The organism is Acidipropionibacterium virtanenii (assembly GCF_003325455.1).
GTDB classification, from domain to species: Bacteria; Actinomycetota; Actinomycetes; order Propionibacteriales; family Propionibacteriaceae; genus Acidipropionibacterium; species Acidipropionibacterium virtanenii.
This window is the reverse complement of the sequence record NZ_CP025198.1, coordinates 2,493,736-2,508,989: the sequence shown is the minus strand read 5'-3', so window position 1 is coordinate 2,508,989 and position 15,254 is coordinate 2,493,736. Positions and strand designations below refer to the sequence as shown.

Below are 15,254 nucleotides of genomic sequence, written 5' to 3'. Positions count from 1 at the left end.
GTCTCAGGGCCCTCGGTTAGGCTGGCAGGTGGAAAGTCCATCCATTGTGAAAGGTTGGCCCATGGCAACCATCGAATTCATCGACGCTCGCCAGATTCTCGACTCCCGCGGCAACCCGACCGTCGAGGTCGAGGTTGTGCTCGACGACGGCACCGAGGCGCGTGCCGCTGTTCCCTCCGGCGCCTCCACCGGCGCCTTCGAGGCCGTGGAGCTGCGTGACGGCGATGAGAAGCAGTATGGCGGCAAGGGCGTCCTCAAGGCAGTTGAGAACGTCAAGGAGAAGCTCGCCGAGGAGGTTCTCGGCTTCGACGCCTCCGAGCAGCGGGCCATCGACTCGGCCATGCTCGAGCTGGATGGGACCGACAACAAGGGCAAGCTGGGCGCCAACGCCATCCTCGGCGTCTCCCTGGCCGCCGCCCGCGCTGCCGCAGCATCCGCCGATCTGCCGCTCTACCAGTACCTGGGCGGCCCCAACGCCCACGTCCTGCCGGTGCCGATGATGAACATCCTCAACGGCGGAGCCCACGCCGATTCCGACGTCGACATCCAGGAGTTCATGATCGCCCCGATCGGCGCGGGCTCCTTCTCCGAGGCCTACGAGATGGGCGCCGCCGTCTACCACGCCCTCAAGAAGGTCCTCAAGGACAAGGGTCTCAACACCGGGCTGGGTGACGAGGGCGGCTTCGCCCCCGACCTGCCGAGCAATGCTGCCGCCCTCGACCTCATCGAGGACGCCATCAAGGCCGCCGGCTACGAGCCCGGGAAGGACGTCGCCCTGGCTCTGGACGTCGCCTCCTCCGAGTTCTACGAGGACGGCAAGTACAAGTTCGAGGGCGAGCTGAAGTCCTCGGCCGAGATGATCGAGTACTACGAGAAGCTCGTCGCCAACTACCCGCTGGTCTCCATCGAGGATCCCCTCGACGAGGAGGACTGGGACGGCTGGCAGGCCTTCACCGAGCGTCTGGGCGACAAGATCCAGATCGTCGGCGATGACCTCTTCGTCACCAACCCGAAGCGCCTCCAGAAGGGCATCGACCTCAAGGCCGCCAACGCCCTGCTGGTCAAGGTGAACCAGATCGGCTCCCTGTCGGAGACCATCGACGCCGTCGAGCTGGCCCACCGCAACGGCTTCCGCTGCATGATGTCGCACCGTTCCGGTGAGACCGAGGACACCACCATCGCCGATCTGGCCGTGGCACTCGGCACCGGCCAGATCAAGTCGGGGGCCCCGGCCCGTGGTGAGCGGATCGCCAAGTACAACCAGCTGCTGAGGATCGAGGAGGAGCTCGACGACGAGGCCGTGTACGCCGGCGCGTCGGCCTTCCCCCGCTTCAAGGCCTGATCACCGGTCTGATCTGAACGATTCAGATCTGCACGGCCCCGGATCCTCACGGATCCGGGGCCGTGTCATTTCTCCGGTTCCGGCGCAGCGTGAGTCATGATGGATTCCGATGCCCAGCTCACCGAGAAGCCCGTCAGAACGCACCTCGCGCAGACCTCGCGACGGCGGCCGCCGCGGTCCCACGCGCCCGAGGGCCGGCCGGACCACCCGGACCTCCTCGGTGCGGGGCAAGGAGGCGCCGAGGAAGGCGACCGCGGGTCGCAGGCCGTCGGCCCGTCGCACCGGGTGGCCGTTCTCCCGCCAGAACAGGTTCGGGCTCACCAGCCGCGCACTCATCCTCGCCGCGGCGGTGGCCGTGGTCTTCGTGATGATCACCCCGAGCCTCGGCGTCTACTTCAACCAGAAGGCCGAGCTGTCGCGGCTGACCGACCAGGAGGCCCAGCAGAAGAAATCCATTGCAGGCCTCCAGGACGAGCTGGAACGCTGGAATGATCCGAACTACGTCCGGGCCCAGGCGCGCTCCCAGCTGGGCTGGGTGGTGCCCGGGGAGACCGGCTACCGGGTGATCGGCAAGGACGGGAGAGTGCTGGGGGGCGGGGTGTCTCTGGAGTCCTCCCAGGACGCCGCGACCGCCGGCCAGCAGGACTCCTGGTGGCGCAAGATGATCGGGAGCATCAAGACCGCGGACTCGCCGCAGCGCGTGGTGCCCTCCCAGACACCCCGTTGAGCCGCCCGGTCCGTCAGCCACCCGGTCCGTCAGCCACCCGGGTTGTCAGCACCTCGGGTTGTCAGCACCTCGGGTTGTCAGCAGAGTCCCGGGGCGACATGATGACCGGGTGATCACCCTGCAACCCTTCACCGACGCCGACCGGGAGGCCGTCGCCGCCCAGCTGGAGCGCGAACCCCGCGGGGTGGTGGGCGTCGCGTGGCGCTGTCCCTGCGGCGACCCGGGAGTGATCGTGACGCTGCCGCGGCTGCCGGGAGGCTCCCCCTTCCCGACCACCTACTACCTCACCTGCCCGGTGGTGGCCTCACGCATCGGCACCCTGGAGGCATCGGGGGAGATGGCGGCGATGACGGCCAGGCTCGCCGAGGATGCGGAGCTGGCGGCGCGCTACCGGGTAGCGCACGAGTCCTATCTGGACGACCGCGCACGCTACGGCGCGCAGGCCGGCCTGGAACCGGTCACCGAGATCGACGGGGTCTCGGCCGGTGGCATGCCGACCCGGGTGAAGTGTCTTCACGCCCTGGCGGCCCATTCCCTGGCCGTGGGGCCGGGAGTCAATCCGTTCGGTGACGAGGTGGTCGAGAAGCTGGGCCTGTCGTGGTCCGGCGGGACGGGTGGGACCGGGACGAGGGGGGAGGAGAAGTGATGGCTGTACCGACGAAGGTCGCCGCGATCGACTGCGGCACCAACTCCATCCGTCTGCTGATCGCCTCCCGTGCGGCCGACGGGTCGCTCGTCGATCATGACCGCAGGCTCGAGCTGGTGAGGCTGGGGGAGGGGGTCGACGCCACCGGCCGGTTCAGCCCGGCCGCCCTGGAGCGCACCTTCGCCGCCTGCGACCAGTACGCCGCGGTGATCCGGGATCTGGGGGCCGAGCGCGTCCGGTTCGTCGCGACGTCGGCCGCCCGCGATGTCTTGAACCGCGACGAGTTCACCGCCGGGGTGCGTGCCCGCCTGGGAGCCGATCCGGAGGTGATCCCCGGCACCGAGGAGGCCTCGCTGTCCTTCTCAGGCGCGATGTCGGGCGTTCAGGTGTCCGCCGAACCGGCCATGGTGATCGACTGCGGAGGCGGATCCACTGAACTGGTGCTCGGACGCCAGGGGAGCGGCGGACCGGTCATCGAGTCCTCAGACAGCCTCGACGTGGGATCGGTACGGCTTCGGGAGCGGTTCCTGCACGACGATCCGCCCACGGCCGAGCAGATCCGGGGCGCCCGGGCGCTCGTGCGCGAGATGCTCGACGGCAGCGCCGTCGACCCGTCGCAGGCCGCCACCGTGATCGGGGTGGCGGGGACATTGACCAGCCTGTCGGCGATCCACCAGGGCCTCAAGGTCTACGACCGGGAGAAGGTGCACGCCTCGAGGCTGACCACCGATGAGATCCGCGGCGTGGCGGAGGTGCTGCTGGCCTCGACCGTCGACCAGGTCGAGGCGATGGGGCCGTTGAAGCGGCGTCGCGCCGAGGTGATCTGCGCCGGCGCGCTCATCGTCGAGGAGATCGCCGCCCGGATGGGCGCGGATGAGATCATCATCTCCGAGAGCGACATCCTGGACGGCATCGCCGCCCAGATGTTGGACGGCTGATCGGTTCTCATGGCCCTCGTAGCCCAACGGCAGAGGCAGGCGGCTTAAACCCGCCGAAGTGCGGGTTCGAATCCCGCCGGGGGCACAACCTGACGCACAAGGCTCCGTGGACCTTGACCCGATGGATCATTGGGCCGGGCCCGGGCCTTGTCCGCGTTCGCCGCTCAGGTGAGGCGGTGGGACGCGATTGATGCGAGAGTGGCGGTGGAAGGGTTCTTCGAGGATCAGGGGTGTCGTCAGATGGGCCGGGCATTCAGGGTGGTCGTCAGAACGTTGTTCGCGATCGTGTTCATCGCTGGTGGGATCGTCCATTTCGTGTTCGGACGCTCACGGCCCGATACATATGCCGCCTTCGCCAGCACGGCGGCCTTTCCCTGGCTGCAGACCCTGTGGCGTTCGTTCGTGATGCCGAACATCGGATGGCTGACCGTCGTGCTCGGCCTCTATGAACTTGCCTGCGGTCTCGGCATGCTGCACAGGCGCACGGTCCCCGTCGCAGCGTGGGGCATGACTGCATTCCTTCTTCTCATCCTCGTCCTCGGCTATGGATTTCCTGCGCAGTCCTGGATGGAGGACCTTCTCAGGAATCGTGCGGGCACGGTCGCCATGATCCTGCTGCTCCTGCCGCTCGGTGTCAGAAGGGCCGGGTGAGGACGCCTGATCCCATCACCGGCGGACACATTGTTCCTGTAGTACGAGACGCCGCCTCGAGTGTTCTCAGCGGTGAGTCCTGTGCGTGCCCTGCGATGCCGACCGGGACGAGGCCGCCGGGAAGTACCCCGGCCCGGTATGAGATCGTGAATGATGGTCTCTGCGGAACGGCTCGAGCCCGGCGACTCGAAGGCGCCCGGCGTCGCGACTCCCGATCTTGCATCGGGACTGTGCTCATCCTCGGTGAGATGGCTCCGCGAGCGGCTGGCGTCGGGCGACGCCGGCGCGGCTGCCGCTGCGGCGCACCGGATCGAACCGTCCCTCACCCCGCAGAAGCTGGCGACAGGTCCTGACCTGTCGACGGCGGCGGGTGCCGCGTTGGCACTGGCCGAGGCCCATCTGCTGGCAGGAAGCCTGCGCGACAGCATGCCGATGAGTCGGCTCGCCCTCCTCGCGGGCCAGCAGACCGGAGACCCGGTGGTCGCCGCCCAGGCGGCAGGTCTAAGGGCCGTCGCCACCGCCATCAACGGGGAGCGCGAGGATGCGCGGTGGTGGCTCCGCTACGCGCGTGAGGAGATCGATCCGGCCGAGGCCGTGAGCACCCGCGGCGGGTTGTGGAGTCTGCTCCTGGCAGAGGCGTTTCTGCGCTTCACCGACGGCGATGACGCCGGCCTCGCCGATCTGCGGCGCCGGGCGGCGGCCTCGGAGCGGCTGCGCCCCGACCTCGGGTGGATTCTGGCCTGGATCGGCGGTTTCATCGCCATCCTCCGTGCGGACCTGGCGAAGGATCCCCAGGCGCTCCTGGCATCATCCCGCACGTTCCGGACGTCGGACCGGCGGCCGCCCTGTCCCCCGCTCCTGTCGGGGATGGCACTGAACCGGGAGGCGCGGTCGCTGGTGCACCTGGGCCGTCCCGGCCGGGCCCTGGAGATCGAGAACGACCTGCCGGACCATCTGGGCGACGCGGTCTGCTTCGCGACCGACCGGGCGACGGCCCATCTGGCGAGGGGCCGACCGGAGCTGACGTTGGAGCGGACCGAGGAGTGCCCGCGTGCGGGGACGCGACACGCGCTGTACCAGCTGGGACCGATCCGGCTCCGGCGTGCGGTGGCGTTGGAACGCCTCGACCGTCCCGCGGCCGCCTCGCGCGAATTCTCCCTGGCGTGGCACCTGATCCACGAGATCGCGGTGCTTCCGATCATGGGGATCCGGGCGGAGGACATGACCGACCTGTTCCTCCGGCTTCGTCGCAGCGAGCCCGACTTCTACGGGCGGCTCGTGTCGGATCCGCGGGCGCCGACCGAGGTGGCGGCCGCCGTGGGGCCGGTCTTCGATCTGTCGGTGCTGAGCGAGCGTGAACTCGAGGTGGCGGGCCACCTGGTCACGGGGGCGACGCTCACCCAGATCGCCGATCTCATGACCGTGTCGCGCAACACCGTGAAGACCCAGGTGCGGGCCATCTACCGGAAGCTGGGCGTGAGGTCGCGGGCCCAGGCCATCGAGACACTGAGGAGGCTCGGGCACCGACCCGACTCCGGTCCCTCCGCCGTGGCCCCGGGGAATGCGAGCGGCTCTTGACCGGCCACCCCCCTCCGACGCGGCGTGCCGCGATCACCGAGGTCTGCGCCAGCCTGCGTCCCGGTGAACCACTGCCCTCCGTGGTGGCGATGGGCGTCGTCCTCGCGCGGGGCTCGGAGCACCGATCGGAGGATCCGGTGGGCTGGCCGGCCCGCGCGGTCGCCAGGATCTGGGCACTGATCAACGTCGGGGAGTGCGGTGAGGCGTCGGCCGTCGCGCAGCGCCTACGGTCGGATCTCGACGACGGCCTCGGCCCCGATCTGTCCCGCATCGCACGTCAGGCGGTCTCTCTGGTGTGCGCCGAGGCATTCCTCCGTGACGGTCGTCCAGGTGATGCGCTGCCGCACGCTCGCACAGCCGCGAGGCGGGCGTGGCAGGCGGGCGCCCGACGCGAGACGATCCATGCCCTCGGGTTGCTCGCCGCCGCTCTGGTGATCGACGGGCGGACCGCCGAGGCGGATGCCCGGTGCCGGGCTGCCCGTCATCTCCTGTCGGGTGCGGACCTTCGCACGGACTCGGGTCGTGCACTCACCCATCTGGATGTCTGGAGTCTGGTCCTGGCCGAGGCCTTCGTGGTGTTCCGCGGCAGGGATCGGGCCGGACTCGACATGCTCGCGACCGAACTGGCCAGTAGAGGTTCCGGTACCGGGTTGAGATGGATGATCCCACTGGTCGGCGTGCTTCGCAGCACCCTCGACAAGGATTTCGGCACGGCGGCAGCGCTTGCGCAGAAAGTCCGGGGCTCGGTGATCCTTCCCGGCTGCCCACCGCTGATCTCCCAGTACATGGCCGACCGTCAGGGCTCGGCCCTCATCCAGCTGGGCAGTCCCGGGGAGGCCCTGGAACTCCTTGACGGCATGACGTCCTCCAGCGGGCACGCGGTGTGCTTCCCGAAGGTCCGCGCCGGCGCGCACCTTCAGCTGGGACGGCCCCGATCGGCCCTCGCCTGCACCCAGGAGTGCGTCGACGACGCCGAGGGCCACTCGCGTCTGGCCCTGGCCGCCGTGCTGGTGCGCCGGGCCGCGGCCTTCGAGGCGGTCGGCAGGCCTCATGAGGCGGACAGGGCGTTCGTGGAGTGCCTCCGGATCCTGGAGGGTCTGGGCGGCTTCGTCCCCGAGATCGGGGTGCCGATCCCCGCGCTGACCGTGATCGCACGCCGGGTCACCAGACTCGAACCCGATCTGGTCCGGCGCGTGCTCGATGCCATCGTCCCGTCGGACGCGATGCTGGGCGTCCTCGGGGAACGGCTCCCCGACGACAGGCTGAGCGACCGTGAGCGCGAGGTGGCGCGTCTGCTGGTTCTCGGCCTGTCGAGAAGGCGGATCGCCGATGAGCTCGCAGTCTCCGCGAACACCGTGAAGACGCAGGTGAGATCGCTGTACCGGAAGCTGGGCGTGGGTTCGCGGCGCGAGGCCGTGGCGCGTCTGGACGCCGAGGGCTTCGGGGAGCCGTCCGGGCCCCCGCCCCGGTGACGCCGCCTCAGACCAGCGCCACCGCGGCGTCGGCCTGGTGCACCCGGAAGGTGAAGGACTCCTCCAGGTACAGGGTGACGGTCTGCGCGTCGTGGTCGAGGTAGCCGATCGAGACGTCGCGGCCCAGATACAGGCAGGCGTCGCCGCCCCGCTGGGAGACCACGAGGGCGCACCGGGCGGCCGGCGCCCAGAGCACTTCGCCGCCCGACAGCAGCTGGGTGAGATGGTCGATGACCGGGACGCCGTGATCGGTGGTCTCGGCGACCTGGGTGTACAGCTGCTGCGGCAGCACAAGGTCGTAGGGGCCTTCGACATCGGCCAGCCGCAGCACATTGCAGGCGCCCGCGACCGCGTCGTCGATCTGCTCCAGCTCGGCCGGCATCTGAACCGGCTGATGCACCGACGCCTCGGTGAGTCCGGTGATCCCGGCCTCGTCCCAACCGTGCAGGATCGCGGTGTCCTCGGTGTCGACGAGCTTGGTGACGGCGTCATCGACCTCGTCCCAGGTGAGGTCGAGCGCTCCCCGCTCGGCGTCGTCGATGTCGGCGCGCGAGACGGTGAAGGGCACCCTGACCCGCACGAGCGGCTGGACCCGATGGAGCCGCGACTGCACCCCGTCGGTCTCGGAGGTGGGCCCGAGATGGCCCAGGCTGATGGACCCCAGGGTCGGCCCGTCGGCATCGGGGACGTCGACGACCCGCCTCCCGGCGGCGCGCAGCGAGAAGGTGTCACGGGCCTCGGCGTCGATCTGGGTCCAGGCCTCCTGCGAGATCGGGGCCAGTTCGCGATGCAGATTGTTCATTTCAGGGTCCTTCCGGTGTTCGGGATCGCTCCGAGTTGAGGGGTTCCGCGCAGGCCGCCGACCCCCAGACTCGGGTCTGTCGGGGTGGTGGTTCGCGGCCGGTCGACCGCGGCGTCGAGCAGGTCCGGGTCGTCGAGGGCGTCCTGGCTCGGCACGAAGAACAGTGAACCGGTCCGGGCCGTCGAGAAGTCGAGGATCCGGTCGGTGTTGCCGGGCGGGTCACCGATGAACATCCTCTCCAGCATCGTCTCGGTGGTGGTCACGTCGGCGGAGTAGCCGATGAAGAAGGTGCCGTAGACACCCTCGGCGACATTGCCGAAGGGCATGTTGTCGCGCAGGATCTGGCGCTCGTTCCCCTCGGCGTCCTCGACGACGTTGAGCGTGATGTGGGCGTTGGCCGGTTTGGCGTCGTCGGGATACTCGATGTCGGACAACTTCGTGCGGCCCATGGCATTCTCCTGCTGCTCCACGCTCAGCCTGTCCCAGCCGTCCATGTCATGGGTGTACTTCTGCACGATCAGATAGCTGGAGGCGGGAAAATCGGAGTCGGGTCCGGTGATCGCCACCTCCTCGGCGAGCGGCCCGGCGGGGTTCTCGGTGCCGTCGACGAATCCCAGCAGGTCGCGGGTGTCCCAGTACCGGAAGCCGTGCACCTCGTCGATGATCCGGGCGATGCCCATGAAGGCCAGGCCCAGCCGGTGGGCCAGTTCGAAGCAGATGTCCATACTGACGGCGCGGATGTGGAAGAAGAGGTCCCCGCCGGTCGACGGCGCCCGATGGGTTCCGCCGTCCAGGGCGATGAACGGGTGGAGGCCTGACGGGCGGGCGGAGGCGAATGCCCGGTCCCAGAACTCGGCGCCGATCCCGGTGACGCAGGTCAGCCCGCCCTCCTGGGCCCGGAACCCCACGCTGCGGACGAGCCCGGACACCTCGGCCAGTCCGAGGCGGGCCTCGGCCTCGCGGCCGGGTGCGACCGTCAGGGTCAGGAAGACGGCCGCCGGCGTCAGCGGAGCGACGATGGTCTGGGGGACGGGTTGTGCCATGGGGCCAGCCTATTCCCGGGCACGATCCGGCCGGCCCCATGCGCAGGATCGGGACTGGCCGGACATGACGACGGCCGGGTCCTCAAGGACCCGGCCGTCGTGCGTCGCTGTTGCGACCCCGATGGGACTCGAACCCACGACCTCCGCCGTGACAGGGCGGCGCGCTAACCAACTGCGCTACGGGGCCTGGAGAGCATCACGACGTCTGACGACGTCATCACACTCCTGGTGGGCGATGCCAGGATCGAACTGGCGACCTCTTCCGTGTCAGGGAAGCGCGCTACCGCTGCGCCAACCGCCCCAGGCTTCGAGCGGACGACGGGACTCGAACCCGCGACCCTCACCTTGGCAAGGTGATGCTCTACCAACTGAGCCACGTCCGCCTGATCGTCCGGATCTCGCCGCCGACCAGCGGGTATGAACACTAGCGCCACCGCTGACGGGATGGCAACTCCAGAGCCGTCCCGTCGGCGGTGGGGAGGGCGGGCGTTCAGTCGGCGAGCTGGCGCAGCCGCACCGACAGGCAGGTGACGCAGCCCTCCAGCTTCTCGAACTCGGTGATCTCCACCGTCGTGACGCTGTAGCCGAGCCCCTCCAGCAGGGCGGTGGTCCGCGGCGCCGACGCCGACATCAGCAGGTGCGAGTCGGACAGGCGGACCACCGCCGTGCCGTGCTCCTCGGGAACCGGCAGGAAGCGTTCGAAGATGGCCGGGTCGTCGACGAAGTCCGGGTAGCCGATGACGGTGCCGTCGGGCAGCGCGGTGACCGCCGTCTTGAGGTGCAGCACCTTGGTGACCGGCACGGCCACCACCGTGGCGCCCAGCGGGGTGAGGATGGCGCGCAGCTGCGCGATGCCCCGGGGGTTGGTGCGTCCGCCCTGGCCGACGTAGACGGTGTCGCCCACCTTGAGGACGTCGCCGCCGTCGAGGGTGCCCGGATCCTTGATGCCGTTGAGCGAGCAGCCCAGCTCCTCGACGACCTCCCTGGTCCCGGAGACCTCGTCGCGGCGGGCGAGCGCGCCGGGGCGGGTGGAGACCGCGACATTGCGGAACATCACCACGGAGTCCTCGACGAAGACGGCGTCGGGGCAGTCATCGGCCGGGGTCACCTCGCGGGTCCGCCAGCCCGCCGCCTCCAGCGCATCGACATAGCCCCGCCACTGGCGCAGTGCGAGGGGGACGTCGACGGGCACGCGCTCAATGTGGTCGACGATGCCCTCGTCGAGGCGGGGGCCGGGCTTACGGACGAGAGCGATCCTGGACATGGAGCGTCATCCCTTTCTGACGGTGCGGTTTCGGATGCATGCCAAGGCTAGGGGAGATCGTCGATCCCGCGGTCGAGCCGGGAGAGTTCCGCCAGCTGGGAGTGCCGGCGACCCCAGGAGAAGTAGAAGGACAGCGCCACCGAGATCCAGATGACGAAGGCGATCAGGGTCACCACGTGCAGGCCGGTGATGACGTAGATGCAGGCAGCGATCGACAGCACGGGGGTCACCGGGTATCCGGGCACCTTGAACCCCCGCGGCAGGTCGGGTGCGGTCCGGCGCAGCACGATCACGCCGAGGGAGACCAGTCCGAAGGCGGTGAGGGTGCCGATGCTGGTGAGGTCGGCGAGGATGCCCAGTGGCAGCAGGCCCGCCAGCACGGCCACCGCGAGGCAGACGACCCAGGTGTTGAGGGCCGGCACGTGGGTTCTGCGATCGACCCTGGACAGCGCCGACGGCACCAGTCCGTCGCGGCTCATCGAGTAGAGGATGCGGGTCTGGCCGTAGAGGCAGATGAGGGTCACCGAGAAGATCGAGATCACCGCCCCTACCGCCAGCAGGGTGCCGGGCCAGGTGGAGCCCACGACGCTCTGGACGATGTTGGCCAGGCTGGCGGTCTGGTCGTCGAACCGGTCGGCCCGCTGCGCGCCCAGCGCGGCCACCGCGACCAGCAGGTAGATGACGGTGACGATGGCCAGCGCGGCGATGAGGGCGCGGGGGATGGCCTTGCGCGGGTTGCGGACCTCGCCGCCGGTGGTGGCGATGGCGTCCAGACCGATGTAGGAGAAGAACAGCGACCCGGTGGCCATCGAGATGCCGCGTACCCCGGCCGGGGCGAAGTCGGCGAAGTGGTCGGCGTGGAATCCGGTGAAGGCGATGGCTGCGAAGACCACCAGCACGGCGAGCTTGACCATCACCATGACGGCGTTGGCCCGGGCCGATTCGGAGGCGCCGCGCAGCAGGAGCAGCAGGCACAGGCCGACCAGGATGACGGCGGGCAGATTTATGAGGCCGCCGGCATCGGGGGCGGCCGACAGGGCGGCGGGGAAGCTGAATCCGAGGGTGTTGTGGAGCAGCAGGTTGAGGTACTCCGACCAGCCGACGGCCACCGCGGCCCCGGAGACGCCGTACTCGAGGATGAGGCATGCCCCCACGATGAAGGCCATCAGTTCGCCCATGGTGGCGTAGGTGAAGGAGTAGGAGGAGCCCGACGACGGCATCGTGGACGCCAGCTCGGCGTAGCAGACCACCGTCAGCCCGGCGACCACGGCCGCCAGCACGAAGGACACCAGGACCGCGGGGCCGGCCTCGGGCACCGCCTGGGAGAGGATGAAGAAGATTCCGGTGCCCACCGTCCCGCCCACCCCGATCATGGTGAGTTGGAGGGTCGTCATGGACCGCCTGAGCTCCGGACGGTCATCGCTCGGCGCGGCGGTCTGGGTGATCGAGTCGGGACACTGCTCGTGGACGACGCCGGCGGGCAGCCTGCGCCTGAACAGCTGCTGGGCAATGGGTGAGTCCATGGGTGACCTCCGGCGAACGAATGAGTATGCACAATACCGCACAGTTATTCATCGGTGGTCGATGTCTCTGTGCTGTCGCCGGGACGCGGGGGAACCGGAGCAACGGTCCGTGCGTCCCACCGGGAGATGATCACCCCAGTGCGACCCGAACGGTCCTCGGACGGTCTACACAGGACAGGATGCATGGGACAGTTCGTACGGTGACGGCTTGTACAGTGGGAGCACGGCGACAACCAGGAGGTTCATGATGGGTAATCCCGTCTTCGCAAGGGCTGGCGCCTTCCAGCCTCAACCCGCCCAACAGGCCTACGGCCAGCAGTACGCGACCCAGGGCGGCTACTACCAGACCGGATACGGGCAGCCGCAGCCGGCGCCCGCAGGGTTCGGCCCGCAGGGGTTCCAGCAGCCCGAGCAGGCCCGCCAGGTTCGGGTGATGACCTTCGACGACGTCGTCGGCAAGACCGGCCTGGTCCTGCTGCTCATCGCCGCCGTCGGGGCGCTGACCTTCATCGGGGTCGGGAACAATCTCGCTCTTATCGGCGGGGCCGCGATCCTGTCGAGTCTGGTCGGCTTCGTCACCGTGCTGATCGTCAGCACTCGCGCGAAGGTGCCGGCGGCCGGGGTGATCGCCTACAGCGTCATCGAGGGCGTCTTCCTCGGCGCCTTCTCCAAGCTCTTCGAGTCGATGTGGGACGGCATCGTCGTTCAGGCGGTGGTCGGTACGTTCTGCGCCGCGGGTGTGACTCTGGCGGCCTATAAATTCTTCAACATCCGGGTGACCCCGAAGTTCCGGAGGATCGTCCTGATCTCCACGATCGGGTTCGCGGCGGCGATGCTGTTCAACCTGCTCGCCTCCTTCGTCATCCCCGGCGGCCTCGGACTGGCCACGGTCGGGGCGGGTGCCGGATGGATCGCGATCGCGGCCTCGGCGTTGGGTGTCGTGCTGGCCGCCATGAACCTCGTGGTCGATTTCGACTACGCCGAGCAGGGGGTGCGCAACCAGGCACCGGCCAGCGAGTCCTGGCGGGCGGCCTTCGGTATCGCGGTGACGATGGTGTGGCTCTACACCGAGATCCTCCGGATCCTGAGCTACATCAGGATGTTCAGCGACTGAGTCTCGCGAGCCTCCTGGCTGATCACGACCCCCGGCCCCGCGGCCGGGGGTCGTGGCGTCTGCGGGGTCATTCGGCCGGGACGTCGTGGATGTGATGCTCCAGGCAGGCTCGGGTCGCGGCTCCCCATGACAGCCTGCGCCAGTGCCACAGTGGCACCCAGCGGGCGCGCTCCGTGGTGCCGCCGATGTCGAGCACCACGGGCTCGCTCGGATCCAGGGAGGTGGCGCTGTAGATGATGCGCAGCGCGTGGAAGTCCTCGAGTCCACCGGAGGGGGAGCGACCGATCCAGTGGTCGGACTGGAGATCGAGAATGCGGTTGAGCCGGACCCTCTGACCCGACTCCTCCATCACCTCGCGGGTGACCGCCTGGGCCGGTGACTCTCCGCGTTCGATGCCGCCACCGGGAAGCGCCCACAGTCCGGGCACAGCGGTGAGGGTGGAGCACTCGGTGGCCAGCAGGCCCCGCTCGGATCTGACCACCGCGTAGGCGGCGACCCGCTGATAGGGACGCACCGATTCGTCGGGCCGGGCGTCCTCGGCGAGGTTCGGGACGCCGGTACGGGTCCGCGGAGGCCTCGAGTGCGTCGTACGGGAGGAGACGTGGACGGTGACGACGACATCGTCGTCCACCAGATCGGCGGACAGGTACTCCTTGACCACCAGGCCCCGCCGCCACAGCTCCACATGGGGATTCATGCCGTGGCGCACGGGGAATGCCAGGGGCCGGCCGCTCCCTGGAGCTCCGACAGCGGTGATCAGCATGCCTTCATTGAACCACCCGGCCATCATCCCCATGGTGGGTGGCCGACGGGGCACGTCATCTCACCTGGGCGGTGATGTCCTTGCCCTCGAGGTCGGTCACCATCGTGGTGGTCCCCAGTGTGAAGTGGATGGTGGGCAGGGAGCGATTGTCTGACATGTCGATGGTGAAGGAGAGTTTGGAGGCCTCACCCGGCTTGGACATGGCTGTGGGAACTCTGGTCATGAGATCGGCGAGAACCGAGGGGGAGATGTCAGAGGGACTGAACAGTGTGGCCGAGGTGTCGCCGCGCCGCTCCACGGCCCAGGCGGGCAGATCGGTCGAACGGGTGCGACGAAGGACGATCCCGTCGGTACCGGTGCGGGTGTCGACCATCAGTCCCTTGCCCGGCTGATAGGCCATGGCCAGAACCTGCGTGTCGTCGCCGACGGCGTCCCTGAGAGCTTCGGTCATGCCGGCCGTCGAGGCGAAGTCCACGGTCGTCACCGGGCTGGCGTCGGCTCGGAAGAAGACGGGGCGTGTCTCGGGGCGGGTGGAGACCGACATGAGGACGACGCCCTGGTTGTACTCGAGGATCTGCAGTTCCTGGTTCTTGCTGGAGCCGACGGCTCTGGCGGCGATCTCGAGAATCCGGTCGAGCTCGTCGAGGGCGAAATCATCTGGGTTGAAGGGTCTGGATACGGTCTGCGCACTCTGCTGGGAGGACGTCGTGATCCGGCCGCGTTGCCAGGTCCAGACCTGAGGAGAGGATCCGGAACGCACTGTGATGCTCACCGAACGGGCGGTGATGTCGACCTTGGTCACCGGACTGTTGCCCGACGCCGTGACGAGTTCACCCACGACCGCCTTGGCCGTACGACCCTTCAGCAGCGACGCGGAAGCGGATACCGTCGACGACGGGGTCATGCTCGCCAGAGAGGGGTCGGGGGTGTCCGGGGTGGCGGAGCCGCGGCAGCCGGCGGCGAGAGTGCAGACGGCCACGATGAGGGCCAGGCGCCGCAGCCAGGAACCACCGAGGCGGATCGAGCTGGTCACCCCACGAGTCTAGGGCCAGGGGCGGGGCCCGCCACTCCGACTTGCACGCCGGGATGCAGTGGTGCATAGTTATCTCTCGGCCCGGCCCTCCGGGGTTGCGGCCAGGGAACACAACGACGACAGTTCGGTAACAGTCCGTACAGTCAAGTTGAACGAAGCTCCGGAAGGTGCTAAAGTTCCCGAGGCGCTTGTGAGAGCGGGTGCCGAGATCCAAAGGGTGATGAGCCCGGAAGATCTGACCGAACGAACGTCGCTCGCCCGGGTTTGACACCGGGAGGAACGATTACTAAGTTTGGTGGGGTTGCCTCATGATGTTGGCTGGGTTTCTGGTCGGGGTTGTGGTGTGTGTGTGATGCTT

General features: G+C 68.8%; 14 protein-coding genes and 4 tRNA genes. 9 read left to right on the top strand and 9 right to left on the bottom strand.

The genetic code is table 11. The features are described from left to right. Window positions 1-61: 61 nt before the first annotated feature. The 8 genes from eno (at window position 62) to JS278_RS11610 (ending at window position 7,354) form a co-directional block, all read left to right on the top strand. A complete protein-coding gene (gene eno, locus JS278_RS11645; RefSeq protein ID WP_114045332.1) occupies window positions 62-1,342 on the top strand; it encodes a phosphopyruvate hydratase in 1,281 nt (426 codons plus the stop codon). Between the two features lie 109 nt (window positions 1,343-1,451). Next, window positions 1,452-2,069 carry an FtsB family cell division protein gene (locus JS278_RS11640; RefSeq protein WP_114045331.1) on the top strand — a complete coding sequence of 206 codons (618 nt, stop codon included), beginning with the start codon at window positions 1,452-1,454 and terminating at the stop codon, window positions 2,067-2,069. Between the two features lie 109 nt (window positions 2,070-2,178). Then, on the top strand, window positions 2,179-2,715 hold the full coding sequence (locus JS278_RS11635) for a DUF501 domain-containing protein (protein ID WP_114045330.1): 537 nt from the start codon (window positions 2,179-2,181) through the stop codon (window positions 2,713-2,715). Further along, window positions 2,715-3,653: a Ppx/GppA phosphatase family protein gene (locus JS278_RS11630; protein ID WP_114045329.1), complete on the top strand. Its 939-nt coding sequence runs from the start codon at window positions 2,715-2,717 to the stop codon at window positions 3,651-3,653. Before JS278_RS11635 ends, JS278_RS11630 begins: the two co-directional genes overlap by 1 nt. A gap of 12 nt (window positions 3,654-3,665) precedes the next feature. Next, window positions 3,666-3,738: transfer RNA gene (locus JS278_RS11625), tRNA-Leu, on the top strand. Between the two features lie 113 nt (window positions 3,739-3,851). Beyond that, window positions 3,852-4,304, top strand: a complete 453-nt coding sequence (locus tag JS278_RS11620) for a hypothetical protein (RefSeq protein ID WP_220149963.1) — start codon at window positions 3,852-3,854, stop codon at window positions 4,302-4,304. Window positions 4,305-4,454: 150 nt separating this feature from the next. Continuing rightward, window positions 4,455-5,882 carry a helix-turn-helix transcriptional regulator gene (locus JS278_RS11615; protein ID WP_114045328.1) on the top strand — a complete coding sequence of 476 codons (1,428 nt, stop codon included), beginning with the start codon at window positions 4,455-4,457 and terminating at the stop codon, window positions 5,880-5,882. After that, a complete protein-coding gene (locus JS278_RS11610; RefSeq protein ID WP_114045327.1) occupies window positions 5,879-7,354 on the top strand; it encodes a response regulator transcription factor in 1,476 nt (491 codons plus the stop codon). The genes JS278_RS11615 and JS278_RS11610 overlap by 4 nt, the downstream gene beginning before the upstream one ends. A gap of 7 nt (window positions 7,355-7,361) precedes the next feature. On the opposite strand, the gene JS278_RS11605 is transcribed toward JS278_RS11610, so the two are convergent. The 7 genes from JS278_RS11605 to JS278_RS11575 all read right to left on the bottom strand — a co-directional run bounded on the left by JS278_RS11605 (window position 7,362) and on the right by JS278_RS11575 (window position 11,986). After that, a complete protein-coding gene (locus JS278_RS11605; RefSeq protein WP_114045326.1) occupies window positions 7,362-8,156 on the bottom strand; it encodes a family 1 encapsulin nanocompartment shell protein in 795 nt (264 codons plus the stop codon). After that, window positions 8,153-9,199 carry a Dyp-type peroxidase gene (locus tag JS278_RS11600; RefSeq protein ID WP_114045325.1) on the bottom strand — a complete coding sequence of 349 codons (1,047 nt, stop codon included), beginning with the start codon at window positions 9,197-9,199 and terminating at the stop codon, window positions 8,153-8,155. The genes JS278_RS11605 and JS278_RS11600 overlap by 4 nt, the downstream gene beginning before the upstream one ends. Before the next feature lie 113 nt (window positions 9,200-9,312). Further along, a tRNA-Asp gene (locus JS278_RS11595) sits at window positions 9,313-9,386 on the bottom strand. Between the two features lie 39 nt (window positions 9,387-9,425). Then, window positions 9,426-9,500 (bottom strand) — tRNA-Val (locus JS278_RS11590). A 9-nt stretch (window positions 9,501-9,509) separates the two neighbouring features. Next, a tRNA-Gly gene (locus tag JS278_RS11585) sits at window positions 9,510-9,582 on the bottom strand. 107 nt (window positions 9,583-9,689) lie between these two features. Beyond that, a complete protein-coding gene (gene ddaH / locus JS278_RS11580) occupies window positions 9,690-10,463 on the bottom strand; it encodes a dimethylargininase (RefSeq protein ID WP_114045324.1) in 774 nt (257 codons plus the stop codon). A gap of 47 nt (window positions 10,464-10,510) precedes the next feature. After that, the gene (locus JS278_RS11575; protein WP_114045323.1) at window positions 10,511-11,986 is read right to left on the bottom strand and encodes an amino acid permease; all 1,476 of its coding nucleotides are present in this window, start codon (window positions 11,984-11,986) and stop codon (window positions 10,511-10,513) included. A gap of 247 nt (window positions 11,987-12,233) precedes the next feature. Here JS278_RS11575 and JS278_RS11570 point away from each other — a divergent pair, with 247 nt between their 5' ends. After that, window positions 12,234-13,100: a Bax inhibitor-1/YccA family protein gene (locus JS278_RS11570; protein ID WP_114046296.1), complete on the top strand. Its 867-nt coding sequence runs from the start codon at window positions 12,234-12,236 to the stop codon at window positions 13,098-13,100. Between the two features lie 67 nt (window positions 13,101-13,167). Here the strand turns inward: JS278_RS11570 and JS278_RS11565 are convergent, their stop codons facing one another. Next, on the bottom strand, window positions 13,168-13,797 hold the full coding sequence (locus JS278_RS11565) for an NUDIX hydrolase (protein ID WP_181833904.1): 630 nt from the start codon (window positions 13,795-13,797) through the stop codon (window positions 13,168-13,170). 121 nt (window positions 13,798-13,918) lie between these two features. Then, window positions 13,919-14,767, bottom strand: a complete 849-nt coding sequence (locus JS278_RS11560; RefSeq protein ID WP_425451508.1) for a hypothetical protein — start codon at window positions 14,765-14,767, stop codon at window positions 13,919-13,921. Window positions 14,768-15,254 lie beyond the last annotated feature (487 nt).

What these genes read in the sequence shown, in the direction of transcription:
- JS278_RS11560 (WP_425451508.1), bottom strand. Translation starts at nt 14,767, where the DNA reads ATGACCCCGTCGTCGACGGTATCCGCTTCCGCGTCGCTGCTGAAGGGT.
- JS278_RS11630 (WP_114045329.1), top strand. Translation starts at nt 2,715, where the DNA reads ATGGCTGTACCGACGAAGGTCGCCGCGATCGACTGCGGCACCAACTCC.
- JS278_RS11565 (WP_181833904.1), bottom strand. Translation starts at nt 13,797, where the DNA reads ATGAATCCCCATGTGGAGCTGTGGCGGCGGGGCCTGGTGGTCAAGGAG.
- JS278_RS11600 (WP_114045325.1), bottom strand. Translation starts at nt 9,199, where the DNA reads ATGGCACAACCCGTCCCCCAGACCATCGTCGCTCCGCTGACGCCGGCG.
- JS278_RS11570 (WP_114046296.1), top strand. Translation starts at nt 12,234, where the DNA reads ATGGGTAATCCCGTCTTCGCAAGGGCTGGCGCCTTCCAGCCTCAACCC.
- JS278_RS11615 (WP_114045328.1), top strand. Translation starts at nt 4,455, where the DNA reads ATGATGGTCTCTGCGGAACGGCTCGAGCCCGGCGACTCGAAGGCGCCC.
- JS278_RS11640 (WP_114045331.1), top strand. Translation starts at nt 1,452, where the DNA reads ATGCCCAGCTCACCGAGAAGCCCGTCAGAACGCACCTCGCGCAGACCT.
- JS278_RS11575 (WP_114045323.1), bottom strand. Translation starts at nt 11,986, where the DNA reads ATGGACTCACCCATTGCCCAGCAGCTGTTCAGGCGCAGGCTGCCCGCC.
- eno (WP_114045332.1), top strand. Translation starts at nt 62, where the DNA reads ATGGCAACCATCGAATTCATCGACGCTCGCCAGATTCTCGACTCCCGC.
- JS278_RS11605 (WP_114045326.1), bottom strand. Translation starts at nt 8,156, where the DNA reads ATGAACAATCTGCATCGCGAACTGGCCCCGATCTCGCAGGAGGCCTGG.
- ddaH (WP_114045324.1), bottom strand. Translation starts at nt 10,463, where the DNA reads ATGTCCAGGATCGCTCTCGTCCGTAAGCCCGGCCCCCGCCTCGACGAG.